This is a genomic window from Oceanobacillus halophilus, from assembly GCF_003628505.1.
GTDB classification, from domain to species: Bacteria; Bacillota; Bacilli; order Bacillales; family Amphibacillaceae; genus Oceanobacillus; species Oceanobacillus halophilus.
Window position 1 is genome coordinate 293,811 of record NZ_RBZP01000001.1, and the last position, 22,708, is coordinate 316,518.

The 22,708-nt window shown below is 35.3% G+C and carries 19 protein-coding genes; all 19 read left to right on the forward strand.

Features of this window, described 5'->3' with window-relative positions; all coding sequences use genetic code 11:
* Positions 1 to 2: 2 nt before the first annotated feature.
* The 19 genes from frr (at position 3) to D8M06_RS01610 (ending at position 22,503) form a co-directional block, all read left to right on the forward strand.
* Positions 3 to 560, forward strand: coding sequence for a ribosome recycling factor (gene frr, locus D8M06_RS01520; protein WP_121202592.1), 558 nt, complete (start codon positions 3 to 5; stop codon positions 558 to 560).
* A gap of 222 nt (positions 561 to 782) precedes the next feature.
* Positions 783 to 1,541 carry an isoprenyl transferase gene (locus D8M06_RS01525; RefSeq protein ID WP_121202593.1) on the forward strand — a complete coding sequence of 253 codons (759 nt, stop codon included), beginning with the start codon at positions 783 to 785 and terminating at the stop codon, positions 1,539 to 1,541.
* A gap of 15 nt (positions 1,542 to 1,556) precedes the next feature.
* Positions 1,557 to 2,351, forward strand: coding sequence for a phosphatidate cytidylyltransferase (locus tag D8M06_RS01530; protein WP_121202594.1), 795 nt, complete (start codon positions 1,557 to 1,559; stop codon positions 2,349 to 2,351).
* A gap of 132 nt (positions 2,352 to 2,483) precedes the next feature.
* The gene (rseP, locus tag D8M06_RS01535; RefSeq protein ID WP_121202595.1) at positions 2,484 to 3,758 is read left to right on the forward strand and encodes an RIP metalloprotease RseP; all 1,275 of its coding nucleotides are present in this window, start codon (positions 2,484 to 2,486) and stop codon (positions 3,756 to 3,758) included.
* A gap of 158 nt (positions 3,759 to 3,916) precedes the next feature.
* A complete protein-coding gene (locus tag D8M06_RS01540) occupies positions 3,917 to 8,209 on the forward strand; it encodes a PolC-type DNA polymerase III (protein WP_121202596.1) in 4,293 nt (1,430 codons plus the stop codon).
* A 236-nt stretch (positions 8,210 to 8,445) separates the two neighbouring features.
* Positions 8,446 to 9,279, forward strand: coding sequence for an STAS domain-containing protein (locus tag D8M06_RS01545; RefSeq protein WP_121202597.1), 834 nt, complete (start codon positions 8,446 to 8,448; stop codon positions 9,277 to 9,279).
* Positions 9,280 to 9,763: 484 nt separating this feature from the next.
* Positions 9,764 to 10,234, forward strand: a complete 471-nt coding sequence (rimP, locus tag D8M06_RS01550; protein ID WP_121202598.1) for a ribosome maturation factor RimP — start codon at positions 9,764 to 9,766, stop codon at positions 10,232 to 10,234.
* 114 nt (positions 10,235 to 10,348) lie between these two features.
* Positions 10,349 to 11,446 (forward strand): transcription termination factor NusA, encoded by a 1,098-nt coding sequence (nusA, locus tag D8M06_RS01555; RefSeq protein WP_121202599.1) that lies wholly within the window; start codon positions 10,349 to 10,351, stop codon positions 11,444 to 11,446.
* Positions 11,447 to 11,453: 7 nt separating this feature from the next.
* Complete coding sequence (rnpM, locus tag D8M06_RS01560; RefSeq protein WP_421904012.1) at positions 11,454 to 11,741, forward strand: RNase P modulator RnpM; 288 nt, start codon at positions 11,454 to 11,456, stop codon at positions 11,739 to 11,741.
* A complete protein-coding gene (locus D8M06_RS01565; protein ID WP_121202601.1) occupies positions 11,731 to 12,030 on the forward strand; it encodes a YlxQ family RNA-binding protein in 300 nt (99 codons plus the stop codon). Before rnpM ends, D8M06_RS01565 begins: the two co-directional genes overlap by 11 nt.
* Before the next feature lie 20 nt (positions 12,031 to 12,050).
* Positions 12,051 to 14,183, forward strand: coding sequence for a translation initiation factor IF-2 (gene infB / locus D8M06_RS01570; protein ID WP_121202602.1), 2,133 nt, complete (start codon positions 12,051 to 12,053; stop codon positions 14,181 to 14,183).
* On the forward strand, positions 14,180 to 14,458 hold the full coding sequence (locus tag D8M06_RS01575; protein ID WP_121202603.1) for a DUF503 domain-containing protein: 279 nt from the start codon (positions 14,180 to 14,182) through the stop codon (positions 14,456 to 14,458). Before infB ends, D8M06_RS01575 begins: the two co-directional genes overlap by 4 nt.
* A 41-nt stretch (positions 14,459 to 14,499) precedes the next feature.
* Positions 14,500 to 14,841, forward strand: a complete 342-nt coding sequence (gene rbfA, locus D8M06_RS01580) for a 30S ribosome-binding factor RbfA (RefSeq protein WP_121202604.1) — start codon at positions 14,500 to 14,502, stop codon at positions 14,839 to 14,841.
* A gap of 152 nt (positions 14,842 to 14,993) precedes the next feature.
* Positions 14,994 to 15,881 carry a tRNA pseudouridine(55) synthase TruB gene (gene truB, locus D8M06_RS01585; RefSeq protein ID WP_121202605.1) on the forward strand — a complete coding sequence of 296 codons (888 nt, stop codon included), beginning with the start codon at positions 14,994 to 14,996 and terminating at the stop codon, positions 15,879 to 15,881.
* A 20-nt stretch (positions 15,882 to 15,901) separates the two neighbouring features.
* On the forward strand, positions 15,902 to 16,843 hold the full coding sequence (locus D8M06_RS01590) for a bifunctional riboflavin kinase/FAD synthetase (RefSeq protein ID WP_121202606.1): 942 nt from the start codon (positions 15,902 to 15,904) through the stop codon (positions 16,841 to 16,843).
* Between the two features lie 131 nt (positions 16,844 to 16,974).
* On the forward strand, positions 16,975 to 17,244 hold the full coding sequence (gene rpsO, locus D8M06_RS01595) for a 30S ribosomal protein S15 (protein ID WP_121202607.1): 270 nt from the start codon (positions 16,975 to 16,977) through the stop codon (positions 17,242 to 17,244).
* A gap of 213 nt (positions 17,245 to 17,457) precedes the next feature.
* Positions 17,458 to 19,572 (forward strand): polyribonucleotide nucleotidyltransferase, encoded by a 2,115-nt coding sequence (pnp, locus tag D8M06_RS01600; protein ID WP_121203072.1) that lies wholly within the window; start codon positions 17,458 to 17,460, stop codon positions 19,570 to 19,572.
* 696 nt (positions 19,573 to 20,268) lie between these two features.
* The gene (locus D8M06_RS01605) at positions 20,269 to 21,219 is read left to right on the forward strand and encodes a polysaccharide deacetylase family protein (RefSeq protein ID WP_121202608.1); all 951 of its coding nucleotides are present in this window, start codon (positions 20,269 to 20,271) and stop codon (positions 21,217 to 21,219) included.
* A gap of 63 nt (positions 21,220 to 21,282) precedes the next feature.
* Positions 21,283 to 22,503 carry a M16 family metallopeptidase gene (locus tag D8M06_RS01610; RefSeq protein WP_121202609.1) on the forward strand — a complete coding sequence of 407 codons (1,221 nt, stop codon included), beginning with the start codon at positions 21,283 to 21,285 and terminating at the stop codon, positions 22,501 to 22,503.
* Positions 22,504 to 22,708: the final 205 nt, after the last annotated feature.

Genomic DNA, 22,708 nt, shown 5'->3' on the forward strand with positions numbered 1-22,708 from the left:
AGATGTCAGAAGCAATTTTAAAATCAATGCGTGAAAAAATGGCTCAAGCTGTCCAGGCTTACTCGAAAAGTTTAGCAACGGTAAGAGCAGGACGTGCGAATCCGAATTTACTTGATAGTGTTTATGTGGATTATTATGGTGCGTCTACACCACTTAACCAGCTAGCAAACGTTTCTGCACCAGAAGCAAGAATGTTAGTTATTACTCCATATGATAAATCGGCACTTTCAGATATTGAAAAAGCGATCCAAAAAGCGGACTTAGGTCTATCACCATCAAATGATGGAAATATAATACGTATCAGCATTCCACCGTTAACGGAAGAAAGACGGAAAGATTTAGTTAAAGTAGTTGGGAAGTATGCTGAAGAATACCGTATTCAGGTTAGAAATGTCCGCAGAGATGCGAATGATCAACTGAAAAAGGCAGAAAAGAACGGTGATATCACTGAAGATGAGTTAAGAAATCTTCAAGATGAAGTTCAAAAAGAAACAAATAATCACATTAATAAGATTGACCAACTGAGCAAAAATAAAGAAGACGAAATAATGGAAGTTTAATTTTTTCTTGTAGTATCTTTATTTATACAGAATTAAAGTGTAAAATAAGTAAAAGCCCTCTTCTATAAGGGGGCTTTTGTATTCGTAGCAATATAAAGTTATAATATAGTCAAAATGAATGATTGCTAACATACATTATAAAAGGTACGTAATATATTTCCTTTTTCCCTCATAATATTAGTAAAAGGAATGTATGCAATAACAATATTCGGAGGACAAATTATGTCTATGAAGATTCCTTTTTTAAAAAAGAAACAAAAAGAAGAAAACCAGAGTGAACTAGAAAATATACCAAGACATGTCGCTATTATTATGGATGGGAATGGCCGCTGGGCTGAGAGTAAAGGATTACCTCGTGTAGCAGGGCATAAAGAAGGTGTACATGCCGTTAATAGGGTTGTTAGAGCAGCTGCAAAAGCGAACGTTGAAGTGCTTACTTTGTTTGCATTTTCTACAGAAAATTGGAGGCGTCCCAAGACAGAGATAGATTTTCTTATGAAACTGCCAAAGGAATTTTTGCATGTTTACTTACCAGAAATAATGGAGAACAATGTAAAAATAGAAACAATTGGTGAATTCGATGATTTACCACAACATACGAAAGAGGCAGTACAGTATGCTATTGACAAGACGAAGAATAATGATGGGATGTTATTAAACTTTGCTTTAAATTATGGAGGGCGATCTGAAATTGTGCGAGCAATCAAACACATTGTAAACGACATTGATTGTTCCAAAATAGCAATGGATTCGTTGGATGAAAACCTGTTTTCCAGGTATTTATATACAGATGGGTTACAGGATCCAGATTTATTAATACGTACGAGTGGTGAACAGCGTTTAAGTAACTTTTTACTTTGGCAATCTGCTTATACAGAATTTTGGTTTACAGATGTTTTATGGCCAGATTTTGATGAGAATGTATTATGGGAAGCATTGCATGAATTTGAACAGCGAAAAAGACGATATGGTGGATTATAGGATGGTGATTAGTGTATGAAAGAACGGACAATTACAGCATTAGTAGCACTAATTATCTTCATTCCTTTTGTTATTATCGGGGACTGGCCATTTGAGTTGTTTATTTATCTTATTGCAACGATAGGATTGTTAGAATTAATTCATATGAGAAAAACGGAAGGTTATTTGTTTCCAACAATTTTAGCTGTTCTCATGTTATGGATAATATTAATCCGTGATGCTGCGTTTTTATCCAACTATCCTAAGTTTGAATGGGTAACTCTCATAATTCTTTTGCTACTGGCTTATACTGTATTAGTTAAAAATAAATTTACGTTTGATCATGTAGGGTTCATTCTTTTGTCAACCTTCTATGTTGGAATAGGATTTTTTTATTTACTGGAAACCAGAGATGGTTCAGCAGCTGAAGGTTTGAAAAATATTTTCTTTGCTTTTCTAATTGTTTGGTCAACAGATACTGGAGCATATCTTTTCGGACGAGCCTTTGGTAAGAGGAAATTATGGCCAACCATAAGTCCAAATAAAACGATAGAGGGCGCTATAGGTGGAATAATACTAGCATGTGTTGTGACATTTATATTTCATCTGATTAATCCCTTTCCACATCATTTATTAATAGTTGTAGTAGTTACGATTGTTGCATCTATATTTGGACAAATAGGTGATTTGGTCGAATCGGCCTTGAAACGTAACTATGGTGTGAAGGACTCTGGTAAAATATTGCCAGGTCATGGAGGAATCCTAGATCGCTTTGATAGTGTATTATTTGTTCTTCCGTTGTTACATATTATCCAGTTTTTTTCTGGTTAAGAAGACAATTAATTTTTTCATTACGTGTTTTAAACTTGAACAAATAATTATAGACAGGTTAAACTTAACTAAAAATGTCATGTTAGTTTCGATATTTCATTTAGTATCTTACCAGTAAAGGATGTGCTTTTTTTGACCACTGTTATTGCGTTTATATTTATGTTTGGCTTACTTGTGTTTGTTCATGAGTGGGGACATATGATATTTGCAAAGCGTGCTGGAATGCTTGTACGAGAGTTTGCAATTGGTTTTGGTCCAAAAGTTTTTTCATTTACCAGAAATGAAACCTTATACACGATTCGTCTAATTCCTGCTGGTGGTTACGTTCGAGTGGCAGGAGAAGATCCGGAGATAATTGAATTAAAACCGGGCCATCATGTAGGGCTAGAATTTAATGAATTTGGAAAAGTAGATAAAATTATAGTTAATAATAAATCAAAGCATCCAAATGCAAGAGTGATAGAAGTGGAACATGTAGATTTGGATCATGATTTAATCATCGAAGGCTATGAGATTGATGATGAAGATGAGAGACTTCGCTTTGAAGTGGATTCTAAAGCCTTTTTTATCATGGATGAACGGGAAACACAAATAGCTCCATATGATCGCCAATTTGCCTCAAAGACAGCAGGACAAAAGGCTATGCAATTATTTGCTGGTCCATTAATGAACTTTGTACTCGCTATTTTCCTTTTTGTGATTTTAGGAATTGTACAAGGTATTCCAGTAGATGAAGCAAAAATGGGTGAAATTCAACCTGATACACCAGCTGAAGAGGCTGGTATGATGGCAAACGATGAGGTTATAAGAATAGGGGACAATTCTATTTCAACCTGGGAGGAATTTACTTCCATTGTTCGTGATAATCCAGGTCAAGAACTGGATATGACGGTACTTAGAGATGGAAAAGAAGAGGCAATCACGGTCGTTCCCAGAGAAGTAGAAGCGATGAATCAGCAAGGTGAAACCATTCTAGTTGGTCAAATTGGCGTATACCAAGGCTTCGAGAAATCAATACTTGGTACATTACAATATGGATTTGAGCAGACTTACCAAATTACCAGAATGGTATTAACTAATTTAGGTATGTTAATTACTGGTCAGGTACCACTTGAAATTTTGTCAGGTCCTGTTGGGATTTATGATGCAACAGATGAAGTAGTTCAATCTGGCTTTATGAACTTAATTATGTGGACTGCAATGTTAAGTGTAAACTTAGGTATAGTGAATTTAGTTCCATTACCCGCGCTAGATGGTGGTCGTTTACTATTTGTCGGAGTTGAAAAGTTACGTGGTAAACCAGTTCCACCAGAAAAGGAAGGAATTTTTCACTTTATTGGATTTGCCTTTCTCATGTTATTAATGATTGTTGTTACGTGGAATGATATTCAACGTTTATTCCTGTAAGGATTATATGAAATAACGGTTAGAAGAACCCTTGTCGACAGTGGCAAGGGTTCTCCATGATTATAAGCTATTTTTGGTAATAATTAATCCTTTACTTTTCATCATATAATCAGAGATACTACTATAAGAAACACCTTTTCTAGGGGGATATTAAATAAATGGATATTACGAAAAAAGAAAAAATGGGTTTATTGCTAGAGCAATTGAAAATACCTGAAGAAGATATACTTAAATATTTCTCTGAAAGTTACCTTGATAAGTTAGAAGTATACAAAAAGACGAAAAAATGGCATTTTTATATTCATCTTAAACAAGTGTTACCACCAACTATATATCTTTTATTTACCTCAAAACTAAAAGAAACATTCGAACCTATAGCTCAAGTTGAATTGTCAATAGATGTAGAAAACAATGTATGTGAAGAAGAAACAATTATTGGTTATTGGCAAAATTTTATAGCTTCTATACCGAACCTTTCTCCAGCATATAAGGATTTAGTTCACAATCAGACACCAAAGGTTGCAAATAATAAGATTATGTTAACTGCGAGAAATGATGCAGAAGCAAGTGCTCTGAAAAAAAGGTTAGAAGATAGTTTTAAAGTGTATTGTAAAAAGGTTGGGATGCTGTCTTATCCTTTGGAAATTGAAGCAAAACCAGATATGGCAGTGCTAGAGAAATTTAAAGAGCAAACAGCAATGGAAGATCAACAGAAAGTATTAAAAACAGTACAGGAAAAGGAGAAAAGAGATAAAGAAAAAGCAAGTCATGATGATAATAAACCATTAATGCTTGGATACAAGATTCAAGACGAAGCTATTCAAATGGAAAATATTCTAGAAGAAGAACGTCGTGTTGTTGTACAAGGATATATATTCTCTTCAGAAATTAGAGAATTGCGTTCAGGTAGAAGTTTATTAATTTTAAAAGCCACAGATTATACAGATTCTTTAACAATTAAAATGTTTTCTAAAGGTGATGAAGACGCGGCGAAATTTAAGTCAGCTAAAGAAGGTATGTGGATTAAGGCCAGAGGTAGTATCCAGACAGACATGTACACAAACGAATTATCCATGATGGCAAATGACATTCATGAAGTTAAAGTAGAGTCGAGAAAAGACGTATCTCCAGAAGATGAAAAACGAGTAGAATTACACGCACATACTACAATGAGCCAGATGGATGCAGTGGTTTCCCCAGAAGCTTTAATTTCTCAAGCAGCAAAATGGGGGCATAAAGCTGTCGCTATTACTGACCATGCTGGTGTACAAGGTTACCCAGAAGCTTTTGCAGCAGGTAAGAAAAATAATATTAAAGTATTATATGGTGTTGAAGCGAATTTGGTTGATGATGGTGTACCAATTGCCTATAACGAACATGATGTTGATTTAGAGTCTGCAACCTATGTTGTATTTGACGTTGAAACCACTGGACTGTCCGCGGTTTATGATACAATTATTGAATTAGCAGCGGTGAAAATTCATAAAGGGGATATTGTTGATCGTTTTGAAGCCTTTGCAAACCCACATCATCCTTTATCACAAACCACTATTGACTTAACCGGAATAACAGATGATATGGTACAAAATGCTCCAGAAGTAGAGGAAGTATTAAAGGATTTCCATGCTTGGATGGAAGACTCCATACTAGTAGCACATAATGCAAGTTTTGATATGGGGTTCCTCAATCAAGGTTTCAAAAAAATTGATTATGAAAAAGCAAGTAATCCAGTTATTGATACATTAGAACTTGCACGATTTCTGTATCCTGAGTTGAAAAACCATCGTCTGAATACGTTAAGCAAACATTTGGATGTTGAACTAACACAGCACCACCGAGCTATCTATGATGCGGAGGCAACTGGGTATATTCTTTGGAAACAAGTTAAGAAGTTACTATCCATGAATATCATCAATCACAATCAATTGAATAATCATATGGGGGAAGGGAATGCATATCAGCGTTCCAGACCATTCCATTGTACATTGTTAGCAAAAACAGAAGTAGGATTAAAGAACCTCTATAAGCTTGTATCACATGCCCATATTGATTATTTTTATCGTGTACCAAGAATACCGCGTTCTTTGTTACGAAAATATCGGGAAGGTATCTTGGTAGGCACAGCTTGTGATAAAGGGGAAGTCTTTGAAACCATGATGCAAAAGTCTGCAGAAGAGGCAGAAAAAGTTGCTGAGTTCTATGATTATATTGAAGTCCAGCCACCAGCCAACTATGTTCATTTAATTGAGAAAGAATTGGTGCAAAACGAAGCACAAATCTATGATATATTAACGAAGCTAGTTGACTTAGGAGATCGAATGAATAAGCCTGTAGTAGCCACAGGGAATGTTCATTACATTGATGAACATGATAAAATATATCGACAAATATTAATTAAATCACAGGCAGGTAATCCGCTAAATCGTCAAACATTACCCGATACTCCATTCCGTACTACAAATGAAATGCTGGATTGCTTTAGCTTTCTAGGTGAGCAAAAGGCAAAAGAAATTGTTGTAAAAAATACGAATGAGATAGTCGAACAAATTGATGAAATAGCCCCAGTTAAGGATGGATTATTTACACCAACCATTGATGGTGCTGAACAAGAAATAAGAGACCTCTCTTATAATCGGGCGATGAGTATTTATGGAGATCCAGTTCCAAAAATTGTTAGTGATCGTTTAGAAAAAGAGTTGGATAGTATTATCGGTAATGGATTTGCTGTTATCTACTTAATTTCGCAAAAGCTAGTAAAAAAATCATTAGAAGATGGTTACCTCGTAGGTTCCCGTGGATCAGTAGGTTCATCATTAGTCGCAACGATGACGGAAATTACAGAAGTAAATCCACTACCCCCACATTATGTGTGTATGGAATGCCACTATAATGAATTTATTAACGATGGTTCAGTAGGGAGCGGATTTGATTTACCTGATAAGGCATGTCCGGAATGTGGAACATCATTAACGAAAGATGGACAAGACATTCCATTTGAAACATTCCTTGGGTTTAAAGGGGATAAAGTACCTGATATTGATTTAAACTTCTCAGGTGCTTACCAGCCAAGGGCACATAATTATACGAAAGAACTGTTTGGTATCGATTATGTATATCGTGCTGGAACGATTGGTACTGTTGCTGAAAAGACTGCTTATGGCTATGTGAAGGGATATGCATCTGATAATAATTTTGTATACAAGAATACTGAAGTAGATCGTTTAGTAAAAGGGTGTACAGGAGTAAAGCGAACCACTGGACAACATCCGGGAGGTATCATCGTAGTTCCAGAAGATAAGGAAATATATGATTTTACACCAATTCAGTTTCCAGCAGATGATCGCAATAGTGAATGGAGAACTACCCATTTTGATTTCCATTCTATTCATGATAATCTTTTAAAACTAGATATACTGGGTCACGATGATCCAACGGTTATAAGGATGTTACAGGATTTAAGCGGAATAGATCCATTAACGATTCCTACAGATGATAAAGAGGTTATGAAAATATTTTCAGGTCCAGAAGCATTAGGTGTCTCAGCTGATCAAATCAATTGTAAAACAGGGACATTAGGGGTTCCTGAGTTCGGAACGAAATTTGTAAGACAGATGCTAGAAGACACAAAACCTTCTACGTTTTCTGAGTTACTAATTATTTCAGGTTTGTCCCATGGAACAGATGTGTGGCTAGGAAATGCTCAAGAATTAATTGATCAAGGAATTTGTGAATTAGCAGATGTAATTGGTTGCCGTGATGATATTATGGTTTATTTAATGCATAAAGGACTAGAACCTTCACTTGCATTTAAAATTATGGAATTCGTCCGTAAAGGAAAGGGTCTGCAAGATGAATGGATTGTTGAGATGAAAAAGCATGATGTACCAGATTGGTATATTGAATCTTGTAAAAAAATTAAGTACATGTTTCCAAAAGCCCATGCAGCTGCATATGTATTAATGGCAATTCGTATTGCTTATTTCAAAGTACATCATCCGATCCTATTTTATGCAACCTATTTTTCCGTTAGAGCAGACGATTTCGATTTAGAAACGATGGCAAAAGGTTCTCAAGCAATTAGGAATAGAATTGAAGGTATAGCAGCAAAAGGAAATGATGCTTCACCAAAAGAAAAGAACTTAATGACCGTGCTAGAAGTTGCACTTGAAATGTGTGAACGTGGATTTTCATTTAAAAAAGTAGACCTTTATAAATCTAGCGCAACCGACTTTATTGTGGATGGCGACAGTTTAATCCCTCCATTTAATGCAGTTGATGGTTTAGGTACTAATGCTGCCATTAATATTGTAAAAGCACGTGAGGATGGAGAATTCCTATCCAAAGAAGACTTAAGAGAACGAAGCAGGATTTCGAAAACAGTGTTAGAATATCTTGATAATCTCGGATGTCTGGAAGGTATGGCAGAAAAAAATCAATTATCCTTGTTTTAGGTTAGTTCGAATCGGGAGATACAGATTACAATTGTCCGTCCTGTGGCAACGCCTTTTTGATCAAGTCCTCTAAAAAGCAAGCGTGATCGCTTGCTTTTTTCTTATATGTATAGATGGAAAAATAAGGGATAAAAATTTTTGTATTTATCAACTTGTGCTATAATATATAATCTAGCAATTATTTGCATTTTTTAAACAAATGATTTTATGTCAGCCTAGTTAGGAGAGTGGATATTTTGAAGTTAAGTTTTAATGCAGATAACGGAGTTAAACAATTTTTAATAGAAAATCAATGGGCATTTGAAGATGAACTGTTAAATGAAGCTATAAATGTAAAAGATAAGATAGAAGAAATTAAATTATTAGGGAATATTAATTTATTGGAAAATGCTCATAAAGTTGTATTGTACGTAGTTGATAACAGAGAAGCAGAAGTTATATCCTTTGGCAAACAAGAGGGAATTGCATGGGCTAAGCACAACTTAACCCTTGCGTTTAAGCTGGAGTGGATACAAGCAATCCGAACTACGTTATGGAAGTTTTTATATGAATATGACAAATTAAGTGATAAAAGCATAAATAGTAAAGATTTTTTTATGATGACTAAAGAAACGAACCGTCTAATGGATGAATTCTTCAAAGGATTTTTTATTAGTTATTCTAATTTTAAAGATGAATTACTGGAAACGCAAAGAAAGTTGGTAGAAAACCTTTCCGTTCCCATAATTCCCATATCTTCTAAAGAAAGTATCTTACCATTGATTGGAAAAATGGATGAATTGCGTGCAAATACTATGGAAGAAAAGGTATTATTGGAAATTGGAGAAAAAGGTATTCAAACTCTTATTATGGATTTGTCGGGCATTGCAAGGATGGATGACGAAGCAGTGCATCTCTTTACTAAATTATTAGATGGAATCTCAATGATGGGTTGTAAAACAATCTTAACAGGAATCCGTCCAGATGTTGTAAAAAATATTGTAAACATAGATACATCATTTAAGGGGAAAGCAGAGGTAAGAGCTACATTACAGCAAGCTTTGAAAGATTATATCATCTCAGATAAGTAATAAAAAACATAAGAAAAACCAAGTGAAGAAAACACATACATATATTGTTACTTTTGCCAAGTGAATCTACAACCTTTAACTAGTAGTTTTTGCTGTAGAGCACTTAAAAATGGAAATTGTTGCAACGAATACTATTTTATGATATATTTTTATTGGTAAGCAATGATACGAATTGTTAAAAGAGTGGGTTTTTGCCCACTCTTTCTTCATACCTATCCTTCATGAACTGTGCTTCTCCCTTGCCATCAATTTAGGCAGGGGTTTTATATTGAATAGATAGTATTTGTCAGCTTGGTTCATAATAAGAAAGAAAGCGATGCGTTTAGGCAGCGACGTACAAACTACATTCGGAGTATCTGGTAGCTTGAAGTTATGATTTTTGATAATATTTCGCTAAAGACTTGAAATTTGTATTAGTTAACAGGAATAGGAGCTTTGAACAACATAATCAAACAAATACATCTTTTGACAAAGGAGGATTATGATGAGTTCTCAAGTTACAGAAACGGCTGAAAAATTAGTCCAACCAATTCTAGAAGGGAAGGATTTGGAATTAGTCGATATTGAATATGTAAAAGAAGGAAAAAACTGGTTTCTGCGTGTGTATATTGATAAACCTGGTGGTGTTGATATAACAGAGTGTGGCGAAGTATCTGAACAATTAAGTGATAAATTGGATAAAGCTGATCCGATAAAAGATCCATATTTTTTAGAGGTTTCCTCTCCAGGTGTTGAGAGACCATTAAAGTCAAAGGAAGACTTTGAAAAAAATATTAATCAAAATGTTTATCTTAAACTCTACGAACAAATTAATGGTAATAAAGAGTATGAAGGAATTCTTAAAGAATTTAACAATGATATGCTGACAATAGAGTACAAAGAAAAAACACGAACGAAACAAGTTGAAATACCTTTTGAGAAAATTGCTAAAGCAAGACTTGCGGTAGTGTTTTAACACGGTGACAGTATAAAAGTTGCTGCATTTGAACCATATCAGGTTCAAGGATAAATCTTATTAAAATAATACATTCGTAACGGACGAATGTTTTCTAAAAGGGGGATAAGAAAATTGAGCAGTCAATTATTTGACGCGTTAGACAATTTGTCAAAAGAAAAAGGAATTGAAAAGGAAATTCTCTTAGAAGCTTTAGAAGCTGCTCTAATTTCCGCATATAAAAAGAATTTTAAATCTGCTTCCAATGTAAGAGTAGAGCTTGATGAGGAAACAGGAAGAATGAGTGTTTTTTCTAGAAAAGCAGTAGTAGAAGAAGTAGATGATTCACAACAGGAAATTTCTTTAGATGAAGCAAGAGAATTGAACCCAAATCATGAAGTTGATGATATTATTGAAGTAGAAGTAACACCAAAAGATTTTGGGCGGATTGCTGCTCAGGCTGCAAAACAGGTTGTTACACAACGTGTCAGAGAGGCCGAGCGAGGTGTGATTTTCTCTGAGTACATAGATAGAGAAGAGGATGTAATGACTGGGATTATTCAGCGTAAGGATTCTCGGTTTGTTTATGTTAATTTAGGAAAAGTAGAAGCTAAGTTGGCAGAGGCAGAACAAATGCCCACGGAAGAATATCATATCCATGACCGAATCAAAGTCTATGTAACGAAAGTTGAAAACACAAGTAAAGGACCACAAATCTTTATTTCCAGATCTCATCCTGGTTTATTAAAACGTTTGTTTGAAATGGAAGTTCCAGAAATATATGATGGAACAGTTGAAATAAAGTCAGTTGCAAGAGAAGCTGGAGACCGTTCAAAAATTTCTGTTCATGCTCCAGACCCTGATGTGGACCCAGTAGGTTCATGTGTGGGACAAAAAGGTCAACGAGTTCAAACGATTGTCAATGAATTAAAAGGGGAAAAAATTGACATTGTGGAATGGTCTGAGGATCCAAAAGTCTATGTTTCTAATGCCCTGAGTCCTTCTAAAGTGGTAGAAGTACTGGTAGATGAGGAAGATAAGGCAACAACAGTTGTAGTACCCGATTATCAACTATCACTAGCAATAGGAAAACGAGGCCAAAACGCAAGACTCGCTGCTAAACTAACAGGTTGGAAAATTGATATAAAGAGTGAGTCAGAAGCTAGGGAAGAGGGATTATTAGAAGAAGGCCAAGAAACTTATTCTTACGATGAGGAAGATTTGTTCGAATAGGGAGGGTATGGTAGTGGTGAAAAAACGAAAAGTACCTGAACGCAAATGCATTATAACAAATGAAATGAAGCCCAAAAAAGACCTTATACGAATTGTTCGTAACAAGGAAGGGGAAGTATTTGTTGATCCAACCGGAAAGAAAAATGGCCGGGGGGCATATCTTTCAAGAGATATGGATGTTATTCTGCAAGCAGAAAAATCTAATGTTCTCAATAGACATTTAAATACAGAAGTTAGTCCTTCCGTATATGAGGATTTGAAAAAGATGATTGTTGGTAAGGCCAATGAAAAATAATTACTTAAATATGATTGGTTTGGCATACCGAGCTAGAAAATGCTCTTTAGGAGAAGAAACCATCATAAAAGATATTCAGAAAAATAGAGCAAAATTAGTTCTTCTAGCAAATGATGTCGGTCCACAAACGAAAAAAAGATTAACTGACAAGTGTAAGTTTTATAATGTACCATTTGTAATAGTAGATGATCGTGAGACATTATCTAGTGCAATTGGAAAATCCCAAAGAGTAGCTGTAGCTATATTAGATAATGGTTTCGCTAATAAGATTAAATCGTTACTCGGGTAATTAATTTCGGGGGTGAACGTATGAGCAAAATGCGTGTATATGAATATGCAAAACAAAATAATACAACAAGTAAAGATGTAATTAACTATCTAAATGAGATAAATGTGGAAGTATCTAATCACATGTCCACCATTTCAAAAGATACAGTAGAAGCATTAAATAAAAAGTTTAATGCGAAAGCTAATAAAAAAGAAAATAGTCAACCAAAAGCTAAACAAGAAGCAAATCATACAAATTCCAATAAGAAGTCACAAGATAAAAAAGGGAACACCAATCGATCTAAAACCAAAAACCACACGGATAATAGGAATAAAAATAAAAATCAAAAAGGTCCTAAAAAAGGAAATAAAGGAAAGGCTCCTAACCAGAAACAACAACAACCAGTTGTAAAAAAAGAAACACCTGAAAAAATCACTTATAGTGATACACTTACAGTTAGTGGCTTAGCAGAAAAACTAAATAAGGAGCCTGCAGAAATTATTAAAAAGCTAATGTTTCTTGGAGTAATGGCTACCAAAAACCAAGACTTAGATGACGATGCAATTGAATTAATCTGTGGTGAGTTCAATGTAGAAGTTGAAAAAGAAATTATTTTAGAAGATACTGATTTTGATAAATATGTAGTAGAAGATAATAAAGAAGATTTAATCGAAAGGCCAGCAGTAGTGACTATTATGGGTCACGTAGACCATGGTAAAACTACTTTGCTTGATTCTATTCGTCATACGAAGGTAACAGCCGGTGAAGCAGGGGGGATTACCCAGCATATTGGTGCATATCAAGCAGAAGTTGAAGGAAAGAAAATAACTTTCTTAGACACACCAGGACATGCGGCGTTTACTAGTATGCGTTCTCGAGGTGCCCAAGTTACTGATATTGCAATTCTTGTTGTAGCAGCTGATGATGGAGTAATGCCGCAGACTGTAGAAGCAATAAATCATGCCAAAGCTGCAGAAGTTCCTATAATTGTTGCAGTCAATAAAATGGATAAAGAAGCTGCAAATCCTGATCGAGTAATGCAAGAACTGACGGAATATGAACTTATACCGGAAGATTGGGGCGGCAGTACAATTTTTGTAAATATGTCAGCAATCAAAAATGAAGGTATTGATGACCTATTAGAGATGATTCTTTTAGTTGCAGAAGTAGAAGAATTAAAAGCAAATCCAAAGGCAAATGCATTTGGTACTGTGATTGAAGCAGAGTTAGATAAAGGCCGTGGAAGTGTTGCGACTTTACTCGTTCAAAATGGAACACTTCGGGTCGGCGATTCCATTGTGGTTGGAAACACATTTGGTCGTGTTCGAGCGATGATTAATGATACTGGTGCTCGTGTGACAGAAGCTGGACCTTCTATGCCGGTTGAAATCACAGGTTTGCATGATGTACCGCAAGCTGGGGATCAATTCTTAGTCTTTAATGATGAGAAGAAAGCTCGTCAAATAGGTGAGGCTCGTCAGCAAGATGCCATTGTTCAAAATCGAAGTGAACAAACAAAAGTAAGTCTGGATGATTTATTCGAACAGATTAAACAAGGCGAGATGAAAGAACTAAATATCATCATTAAGGCGGATGTACAAGGTTCTGCTGAAGCAATGTCTTCCTCTTTACAAAAAATAGATGTTGAGGGTGTTAAAATAAATATTATTCATACAGGAGTCGGTGCGATTACGGAATCAGATATCATCCTGGCCTCTGCATCTAATGCGATTGTCATCGGATTTAATGTTCGTCCGGACGCAAATACGAAGAACTCAGCAGATAGAGAAAAAGTAGATGTTCGTCTTCATCGAGTGATTTATAAAGCAATTGAGGAAATCGAAGCAGCGATGAAAGGCTTATTAGATCCTGAATTTGAAGAAAAAGTAATCGGTCAAGCAGAGGTACGTGAAACATTTAAAGTATCTAAAATAGGTACGATTGCCGGTAGTTATGTGACTGATGGTAAAATCACTCGTAATGCTGGTGTTCGAGTCATTCGTGATGGTGTTGTATTATTTGAAGGTGAAATTGATACACTTAAACGATTTAAAGATGATGTTAAAGAAGTGGCACAAAATTATGAATGTGGTATAACAATTACAAACTTTAATGATATTAAGGTTGGAGACATCATTGAAGCATTCGTTATGGAGGAAATTGCTCGATCATGATAGTCTATGCCGAGGTTGAGTGTATGATGTATGAAGGACATTCATTAAAGTTCAAGCGCTCGATTATTAAACGATTAATGGCCAGGTTAAAGAATGACTTTAATGTAGCTATTACGGAATTGGACTATCATGACTTATGGCAGCGTACAAAGTTGGGGATTGTTACAATTTCAACCAATCTAACTCATGCTGAACAAGTTATTCAAGAGGTGCTACGTGTAATTGACACGTTTCCTGAACTGGAACGTACAGTTACGGATGTCGAAAGAATTTAAAGTATCACTTCTTACATTATAGTATTTACGAGGTGAATATAATGGCTGAATTACGAGCAAATCGCGTAGCAGAACAAATGAAAAAAGAGTTAGGTGAAATACTTACTAGAAAGATAAAGGACCCACGAGTAGGTTTTGTCACTGTAACTGATGTAGAGGTTACTGGAGATTTACAACAGGCTTCTGTCTACATCTCCGTTTTGGGTGATGAGAAACAGAAGAAAGACACGTTGCTCGGACTGGCAAAAGCTAAAGGCTTTATCAGATCTGAAATTGGAAAAAGAATCCGATTGAGAAAAACACCTGAACTCTCATTTGAATTCGATGAAGCATATGCATATGGAAACCACATCGAAGCAATTTTACGAGATTTAAACAAATAAACAAAAATCTTTAGTATACTAACTACGTATGCTGGAGCTTAAAGGAATAATCTGACTCGTATTTAGCGAGTCAGATTTTTTCCATGCTTTATATAAACGACCTTGATTTAGTAATATAGAATAGTAATATCTTCAAATGGAGTTGAATCAAGTTGGATGGAATATTGCCATTATGGAAACCAAGAGGAATGACATCACACGATTGTGTTATGAAGTGCAGACGACTATTTAAGACGAAGAAAGTTGGTCATACTGGTACATTGGATCCTGAAGTTGAAGGTGTACTGCCGATTTGTATTGGTCAAGCTACCAAGATAGTTCCTTTTTTGACAAATACAAAGAAAACTTATATAACGGAAGTGAAGTTAGGTACAGCGACCGACACGGAAGATGCTCAAGGTTCTGTAATTGATGAAAAAAAAGTTTGTCAATTACCTTCTGATGAAGTGATTCGCGAAGTACTGGAAGATTTCACAGGGACAATTACGCAGATTCCACCGATGTATTCTGCCGTTAAAGTAAATGGAAAAAAATTATATGAATATGCTCGGGAAAATAAAACCGTGGAGCGACCCAAGCGTCAGGTAACTATTTATGAGATAGAGTTGCTGTCACTGGGAATAGATAGTTTTCGTTTGAAAGTTGTTTGTTCAAAAGGTACATATATACGTACACTTTGTGTTGATATCGGAAAAAAATTAGGGTATCCTGCTCATATGTCCGATTTAACAAGAATAGAAACTGCTTCTTTTTCAGAGAAAAATTCAGTAGATTTTGCTACTATAGAAGAGGCGGTAAAAGTAAATAACCAAAATCAATTACTTTTTCCAATAGTAAAAGGAGTAGAGCATTTAGGTAGATTAAAAGTTGATGAAAAAACGAAGGCTCAGATTTTAAATGGACAAAAACTTTCTAGACCTGAAGAGATAGTGAAACCAGATCCATTTGCAGTCATACATGAAGAACAACTTCTTGCAATTTACCAAATCCATCCCGAAAACAAGGAACAAATTAAACCGATTCGAGTTTTTAATAGTTGAAAAAGTGCAGGTGAATGAATATGAGAACATTTGAGTTAACCTATCCACATAACTTAGAAGTAATGAATATCCCAGAAACGGTTACTGCTATAGGATTCTTTGATGGAGTACATAGAGGGCACCAAAAAGTAATAAAGTCCGCAATTATGGAAGCGAAAGAAAGAAAGATGGAGAGCGCAGTAATAACCTTTCACCCACATCCTTCTGTTGTTCTAAGAAAAGGTAACCATCAAGTAAAATATATTACAACCATGAAAGAGAAAACTAGAATTATAAAAGAATTAGGGGTCGACCGACTATATATAATCGAATTTAGTAAAGAGCTTTCTAAGTTGTCACCACAAGAATTTATCGATCATTTTATTATCGGATTAAACATAAAACATCTTGTAGCTGGCTTTGACTATACATTTGGGCATAAAGGCAGTGGTAATATGATGAATATATCAAATTATTCAAGAGAAGCTTTTACATATACAACGATTGCTAAAGTTATGTCTGAAAATGACAAAGTTAGTTCTACAAGGATTAGAAAGCTATTAGAAGATGGAGAAGTAGAAGAAGCAAACTATCTTTTAAATCGTCCTTTTAGATTAGATGGATTGGTTATTAAAGGGGATCAGCGTGGTAGGGAAATAGGGTACCCTACTGCTAATCTTAAAGTGGATCCAGATTTATTATTACCAAAACAAGGAATTTATGCAGTCAAAGTTTTATATAATAATGAAATCCTTAATGGAATGGCCAACATCGGTACTAATCCAACTTTTACAGAAGATAAAGAAGATTTGTCCGTAGAAGTTAATATTCTTGATTATAAAAAAGAATTGTATGGGGAAGAATTAACAGTAGAATGGTATAAATTTATGCGAGATGAAGAAAAGTTCGACAGTGTTCAAGAATTGATTGATCAAATCGATATGGACGAGAAAAATATACGAAACTATTTTGCTGAAAGATAGTATAATTTGTTCTTGCATTTTTACCTTAAAAGCGTTATGCTAGTAATCGTGAAACCGTCCCTTGGCAATACGAAACTCCGACGATTGCTAGGAGATTGGGGATACTGAAATTTCTATAGGAGGTGTGCCGAATGGCTATTACACAAGAACGTAAGAATGAAGTTATCAATGAATATAAAGTTCATGAAACGGATACTGGGTCTCCAGAAGTACAGATCGCTGTCCTTACAGAAGAAATCAATACGTTAAATGAACATTTACGCGTTCATAAGAAAGATCATCATTCACGTCGTGGTTTATTAAAAATGGTTGGTAAACGTCGTAACTTACTTAATTACCTACGTAACAAAGACGTTACTCGTTACCGTGAATTAATTAAAAAACTTGGTTTACGTCGATAATGATGTTGAAAGAAGCAGGAGAAATCCTGCTTCTTCTATTATCTAAACAAACTATACATAAATGTAGGAATATCAGGAGTACAAACTTATTGATCCTATCCCTGATATAAATATAAGCTTTTCTCCGTGTTTTAAAGGGGATAAAATTTACAATTATGACTATAAACTATAAAATGTAAGGTAGAATGTAGTATGAAAGGAGCACTTTATCGAATGGCAGAAGAAAAACAAGTTTTCTCCACTGAAATTTCCGGTAAGAAATTCACCGTAGAAATTGGAGAATTAGCAAAGCAAGCCAATGGTGCATGTATGGTACATTATGGTGATACCTCTGTATTGGCCGTAGCAACAGCATCAAAAGAACCAAAAGATTTACCGTTCTTCCCATTAACAGTAAATTACGAAGAACGCTTATATGCAGTCGGGAAAATCCCTGGTGGCTTTATTAAACGGGAAGGAAGACCAAGTGAGAAGGCCATTCTAACTTCCAGACTAATTGACCGTCCAATTCGACCGATGTTTCCTGATGGATTCAGAAATGAAGTTCAAGTTATCAGCACTGTAATGAGTGTTGACCAAGACTGTTCAACTGAAATTGCGGCTATGGTCGGATCATCTATTGCACTATGTGTATCAGATATTCCCTTTGAACAGCCAATAGCAGGTGTTCATGTTGGAAGGATTAATGGAGAGTTCGTTATCAATCCAACTATTGAACAAGATGAACTAAGCGATATCGATTTAACTGTTGCAGGAACAAAAGATGCTATTAACATGGTTGAAGCAGGGGCGAATGAAGTTCCAGAGGAGACAATGCTTGAAGCAATTATGTTTGGGCATGAAGAAATAAAGCGTCTTGTTGCTTTTCAAGAAGAGATTATTCAAGCAATTGGAGTAGAAAAATCAGAATTTAAACTTCTAGAAAACGATGAAGATTTAACAAATAAAGTAGAAGCTGATGCTAAAGAAAGATTAGTTGCTGCAATTCAAGTAAAAGAAAAACATGCTCGTGAAGAAGCTATTCAACAAGTGAAAGATGAAGTTCTTCAAGAGTATGAAGAAGAAGAAACAGAAGTAATCAGTCAAGTAAAATCTATCTTGGACAAGATGGTAAAAGCTGAAGTCAGACGATTGATTACAGTTGAAAAAATCCGCCCTGATGGAAGACAAGTAGATGAAATCCGCCCTTTATCTTCACGTGTTAACGTGCTTCCTCGGACACATGGCTCTGGTTTATTTACTCGTGGACAAACCCAAGCTTTAAGTGTTTGTACGTTAGGCGCATTAGGTGATGTTCAAATTTTAGATGGATTAGATTTGGAAGAATCCAAACGCTTTATGCATCATTATAATTTCCCACAATACAGTGTTGGGGAAACTGGCCCAATTAGAGGACCTGGCCGTCGTGAAATAGGTCATGGAGCATTAGGAGAACGTGCCCTTGAAAAAGTAGTTCCATCGGAAAAAGAATTTCCTTATACAATCCGATTAGTATCTGAAGTTCTTGAATCTAACGGTTCAACCTCGCAAGCTAGTATTTGTGCAAGTACCTTAGCAATGATGGATGCAGGAGTTCCTATTAAATCACCAGTAGCTGGAATTGCGATGGGACTTGTTAAATCAGGAGAACATTACACGATTTTAACGGATATTCAAGGGATGGAAGATGCTCTTGGAGATATGGACTTTAAGGTAGCTGGTACTGAAAAAGGTGTAACTGCACTTCAGATGGATATAAAAATTGATGGGCTTTCAAGAGAAATATTAGAAGAAGCATTAACACAGGCGAAAAAAGGTCGTATGCAAATTTTAGACTCTATGTTAGCAACTATCAATACGCCAAGAGATGGGCTTTCAAGATATGCACCTAAAATCCTGACTATGTCCATCAACCCAGACAAGATTCGTTCAGTCATTGGGCCAAGCGGTAAACAAATCAATGAAATCATTGATGAAACTGGTGTTAAGATTGATATTGAACAGGATGGAAGTATCTTTATTTCCTCCACTGACCCTGAAATGAATGACAAAGCTAAAAAAATTATAGAAGATATTGTTCGTGAAGTAGAAGTAGGACAAATCTATCTTGGTAAAGTAAAGCGAATTGAAAAATTTGGTGCATTCGTTGAACTGTTTAAAGGAAAAGATGGATTAGTTCATATTTCTGAACTAGCTGAGGAGCGAACGAACAAAGTAGAAGATGTAGTATCCATTGGGGATGAAATTCTAGTGAAGGTTAAGGAAATTGATCGCCAAGGAAGAGTAAATCTTTCCAGAAAAGCCGTAATAAAGGAAGAAAAGGAAAGACAGGAAAAAGCTAAACAATAATTTATGAGAAAGAAGCTGTACAAACAGTTTCTTTTTTTATGTAATAAATTTTGGCTCTACTTTATAGTTTGTTGCTTTTTGAAGTTTGACATTTGATAGAAACTGTTGATAATCTGAATTCAGAGTAATGTGCTTAACTTTCGCTGCGGAAATACACTACGCTTAGTTCCTGCTATGCTTGATTTTAACTAGGAAATATCTCTTGTTACGGGAAAACTCCCCCAAACGTGACATTATGGACTATAGTTTTAGAAATTTTTAGAGTATGTAACATAGCGGAGGCAGAATACGAAGACTCCTCGAAAATAAAAGGCAATTTTCTTCGTGCGATGTAATGCTGACGAAGCCTTCCTTGTCCTGTGGGAATAGCACGTGTCCAGACCTGAGCAGGAAGTGGTTTTCTTCCGAGGAGGCTGAGGCCGTGCCCGCGAACCGCAAGTATTCTGCCAGAGCGAATAATCGCACAAATCAATCATAAGTGTAAGCGATAGCTACATTATTCTGAATTAAAGATATTAACAATCTATATAAAATACAAGGTAAGGTCATGCTAAAAGCTACAATTTTTTAGAAAAGAGCCAAATTTTTAAAGGTGAATTTGTCCTTCTCCTATTGATTTTCTTTTATTCACTAGCTGTCAATAGGTCATACCTTGTCCCACTCCTGCATACAGTTGTATAAGGAGGAGGGGTGAGGATGTATCATTATAAAAAATATATAAATTTATGCTTATTTATTATTATTGTGTTACTATCTTACAGCACTGTTCATAATCCGATAGAAATTAATCACGAGGTAACCACAACGCTCTCACAAGCAATAAAGAAAGAAGATGAATTATATCAGGAAATTGAGAAAAAAAGCATAGATTTTCAGGAACCTCCTGAGAATGCTTACATAGATGAAGTGTGGAAAAAAACACCAGGCAGAAATGGATTAGATGTGGATATTGAGAAATCTTATGTAAAAATGAAAAAAAATGGGAACTTTGATGAATCACTAATAGTATATAAACAAATTCCTCCTGATATTAAAATGGAAGATTTGCCCGCAGCACCAATATATCGTGGCCACCCTGATAAAAAGATGGTAGCATTTTTAATTAATGTCTCATGGGGGACAGAATATATTCCCGATATTTTAAAAGCGTTACATGATAATAATGTAAAAGCAACTTTCTTTATTGAAGGAAAATGGGCTAAAGATAATGCGGAATTGGTAAAAATGATAGATGAACAAGGACATATTATCGGAAATCACGCCTATAATCATCCAGATATGTCAAGACTATCTAATCAGAAGATAGTGGAGCAAATATCACAAACAAATGAAATTTTAACAGCGATAACAGATAAAACTCCTAAATGGTTTGCACCGCCAAGTGGTAACTATAGCGAACAAGTTGTCCAAACTGCGAGTAACCTACAAATGGAAACAATACTATGGACTGTAGACACGATTGATTGGAAGAATCCATCTGTTAATGTTATGATAAACCGAGTAAATGGTAAAATTCACCCAGGTGCTACCATTTTAATGCATCCCACTTCTGCAATTGCAAAAGGAATGGATGGTTTGATAAAAAATATAAAGGAAAATGGGTATCAAATCGGGACAATAGAAAAATTGTTAAGTGAAGAGCGTTAACGCATACCTTCATTACATTTTTAGTGTTGTAGAGCATCAAATAACTTAGTAGGAGGACATACTTTGATACAAAGACATACTTGTGAAAACGGATTAAGAGTAGTTCTAGAAAATATCCCCGCTGTTCGATCAGTAACAATCGGTATTTGGGTTTTAACAGGATCCAGAAACGAAACCGATAAAAATAATGGGATTTCCCACTTTTTAGAGCATATGTTTTTTAAAGGTACGAAGACAAAAACAGCCCAAGAAATTGCTGAAGCGTTTGATTCCATTGGCGGCCAGATAAATGCGTTTACTTCAAAAGAATATACTTGTTATTATGCCAAGGTATTAGATACTCATAAGAACTATGCGCTGGAAATTTTGGCAGACATGTTCTTTAATTCTTCCTTTGATGAGGAAGAAATGGAGCGGGAGAAAAAAGTAGTATATGAAGAAATAAAAATGTACGAAGATACACCTGACGATATTGTCCACGATTTACTAGCAAGGGCATCTTTTGGAGAACATCCACTTGGCTATCCAATTCTGGGTACAGAGGAACATTTGAAATCATTCACTCCTGATACTCTAAGAACATACATAAAAGAACGATACACACCTAACAATGTTGTAATTTCTGTTGCAGGTAATGTAGATGACTCATTTATAAAAGATGTGGAAAGTCTTTTCGGCTCTTATCAAGCAGAGAAGGAAAAAGGTAATATTAGCAAACCTGCTTTTTTAGCCGAAAATATAGAACGTAATAAAGACACGGAACAAGCTCATTTATGCCTTGGATATAATGGCTTAAAAGTTGGAGATGAGAATACGTATAGCTTAGTTGTCATGAATAATGTCCTTGGTGGCAGTATGAGTTCTAGACTCTTCCAGGATGTTCGAGAAAAGCAGGGCTTAGCTTATTCTGTTTTCTCTTATCATTCATCTTTCTTAGATAATGGGTTATTAACGATATATGCAGGAACTGGTAAAGAACAATTGCCAATACTGCAAGATACCATAAATAATACGCTTGAATTACTGATTAAAGACGGTTTAACTGATAAGGAACTGAAAAATAGTAAAGAACAGCTAAAAGGAGGTCTAATGCTAAGCCTTGAAAGCACTAATAGTCGTATGAGTAGGAATGGCAGAAATGAGCTCTTATTGAAACGTCATCGAACATTAGATGATATGATTAAAGAGATTGATGGAGTGAATCATGAGAAAATCAGAAATGTCATTGATACAACCTTTAACAGCTCACCATCAACTGCTTTAATAGCACCAAAATTATCGTAATAGATGAGTTTGCGAATAACAATCATACAAAGATACGCATGGATTTGCTAATTAATCCATGCGTGTTTTTAATGGATCACTTTTTAACATGACTTTACATTATATTTGTATAGATTGTTGATATCTTTAATTCAGAGTAGTGTAGCTCTCGCTCACACTTATGTTTGATTTATGCGGTCATTCGCTCTGGCAGAATACTTGCGGT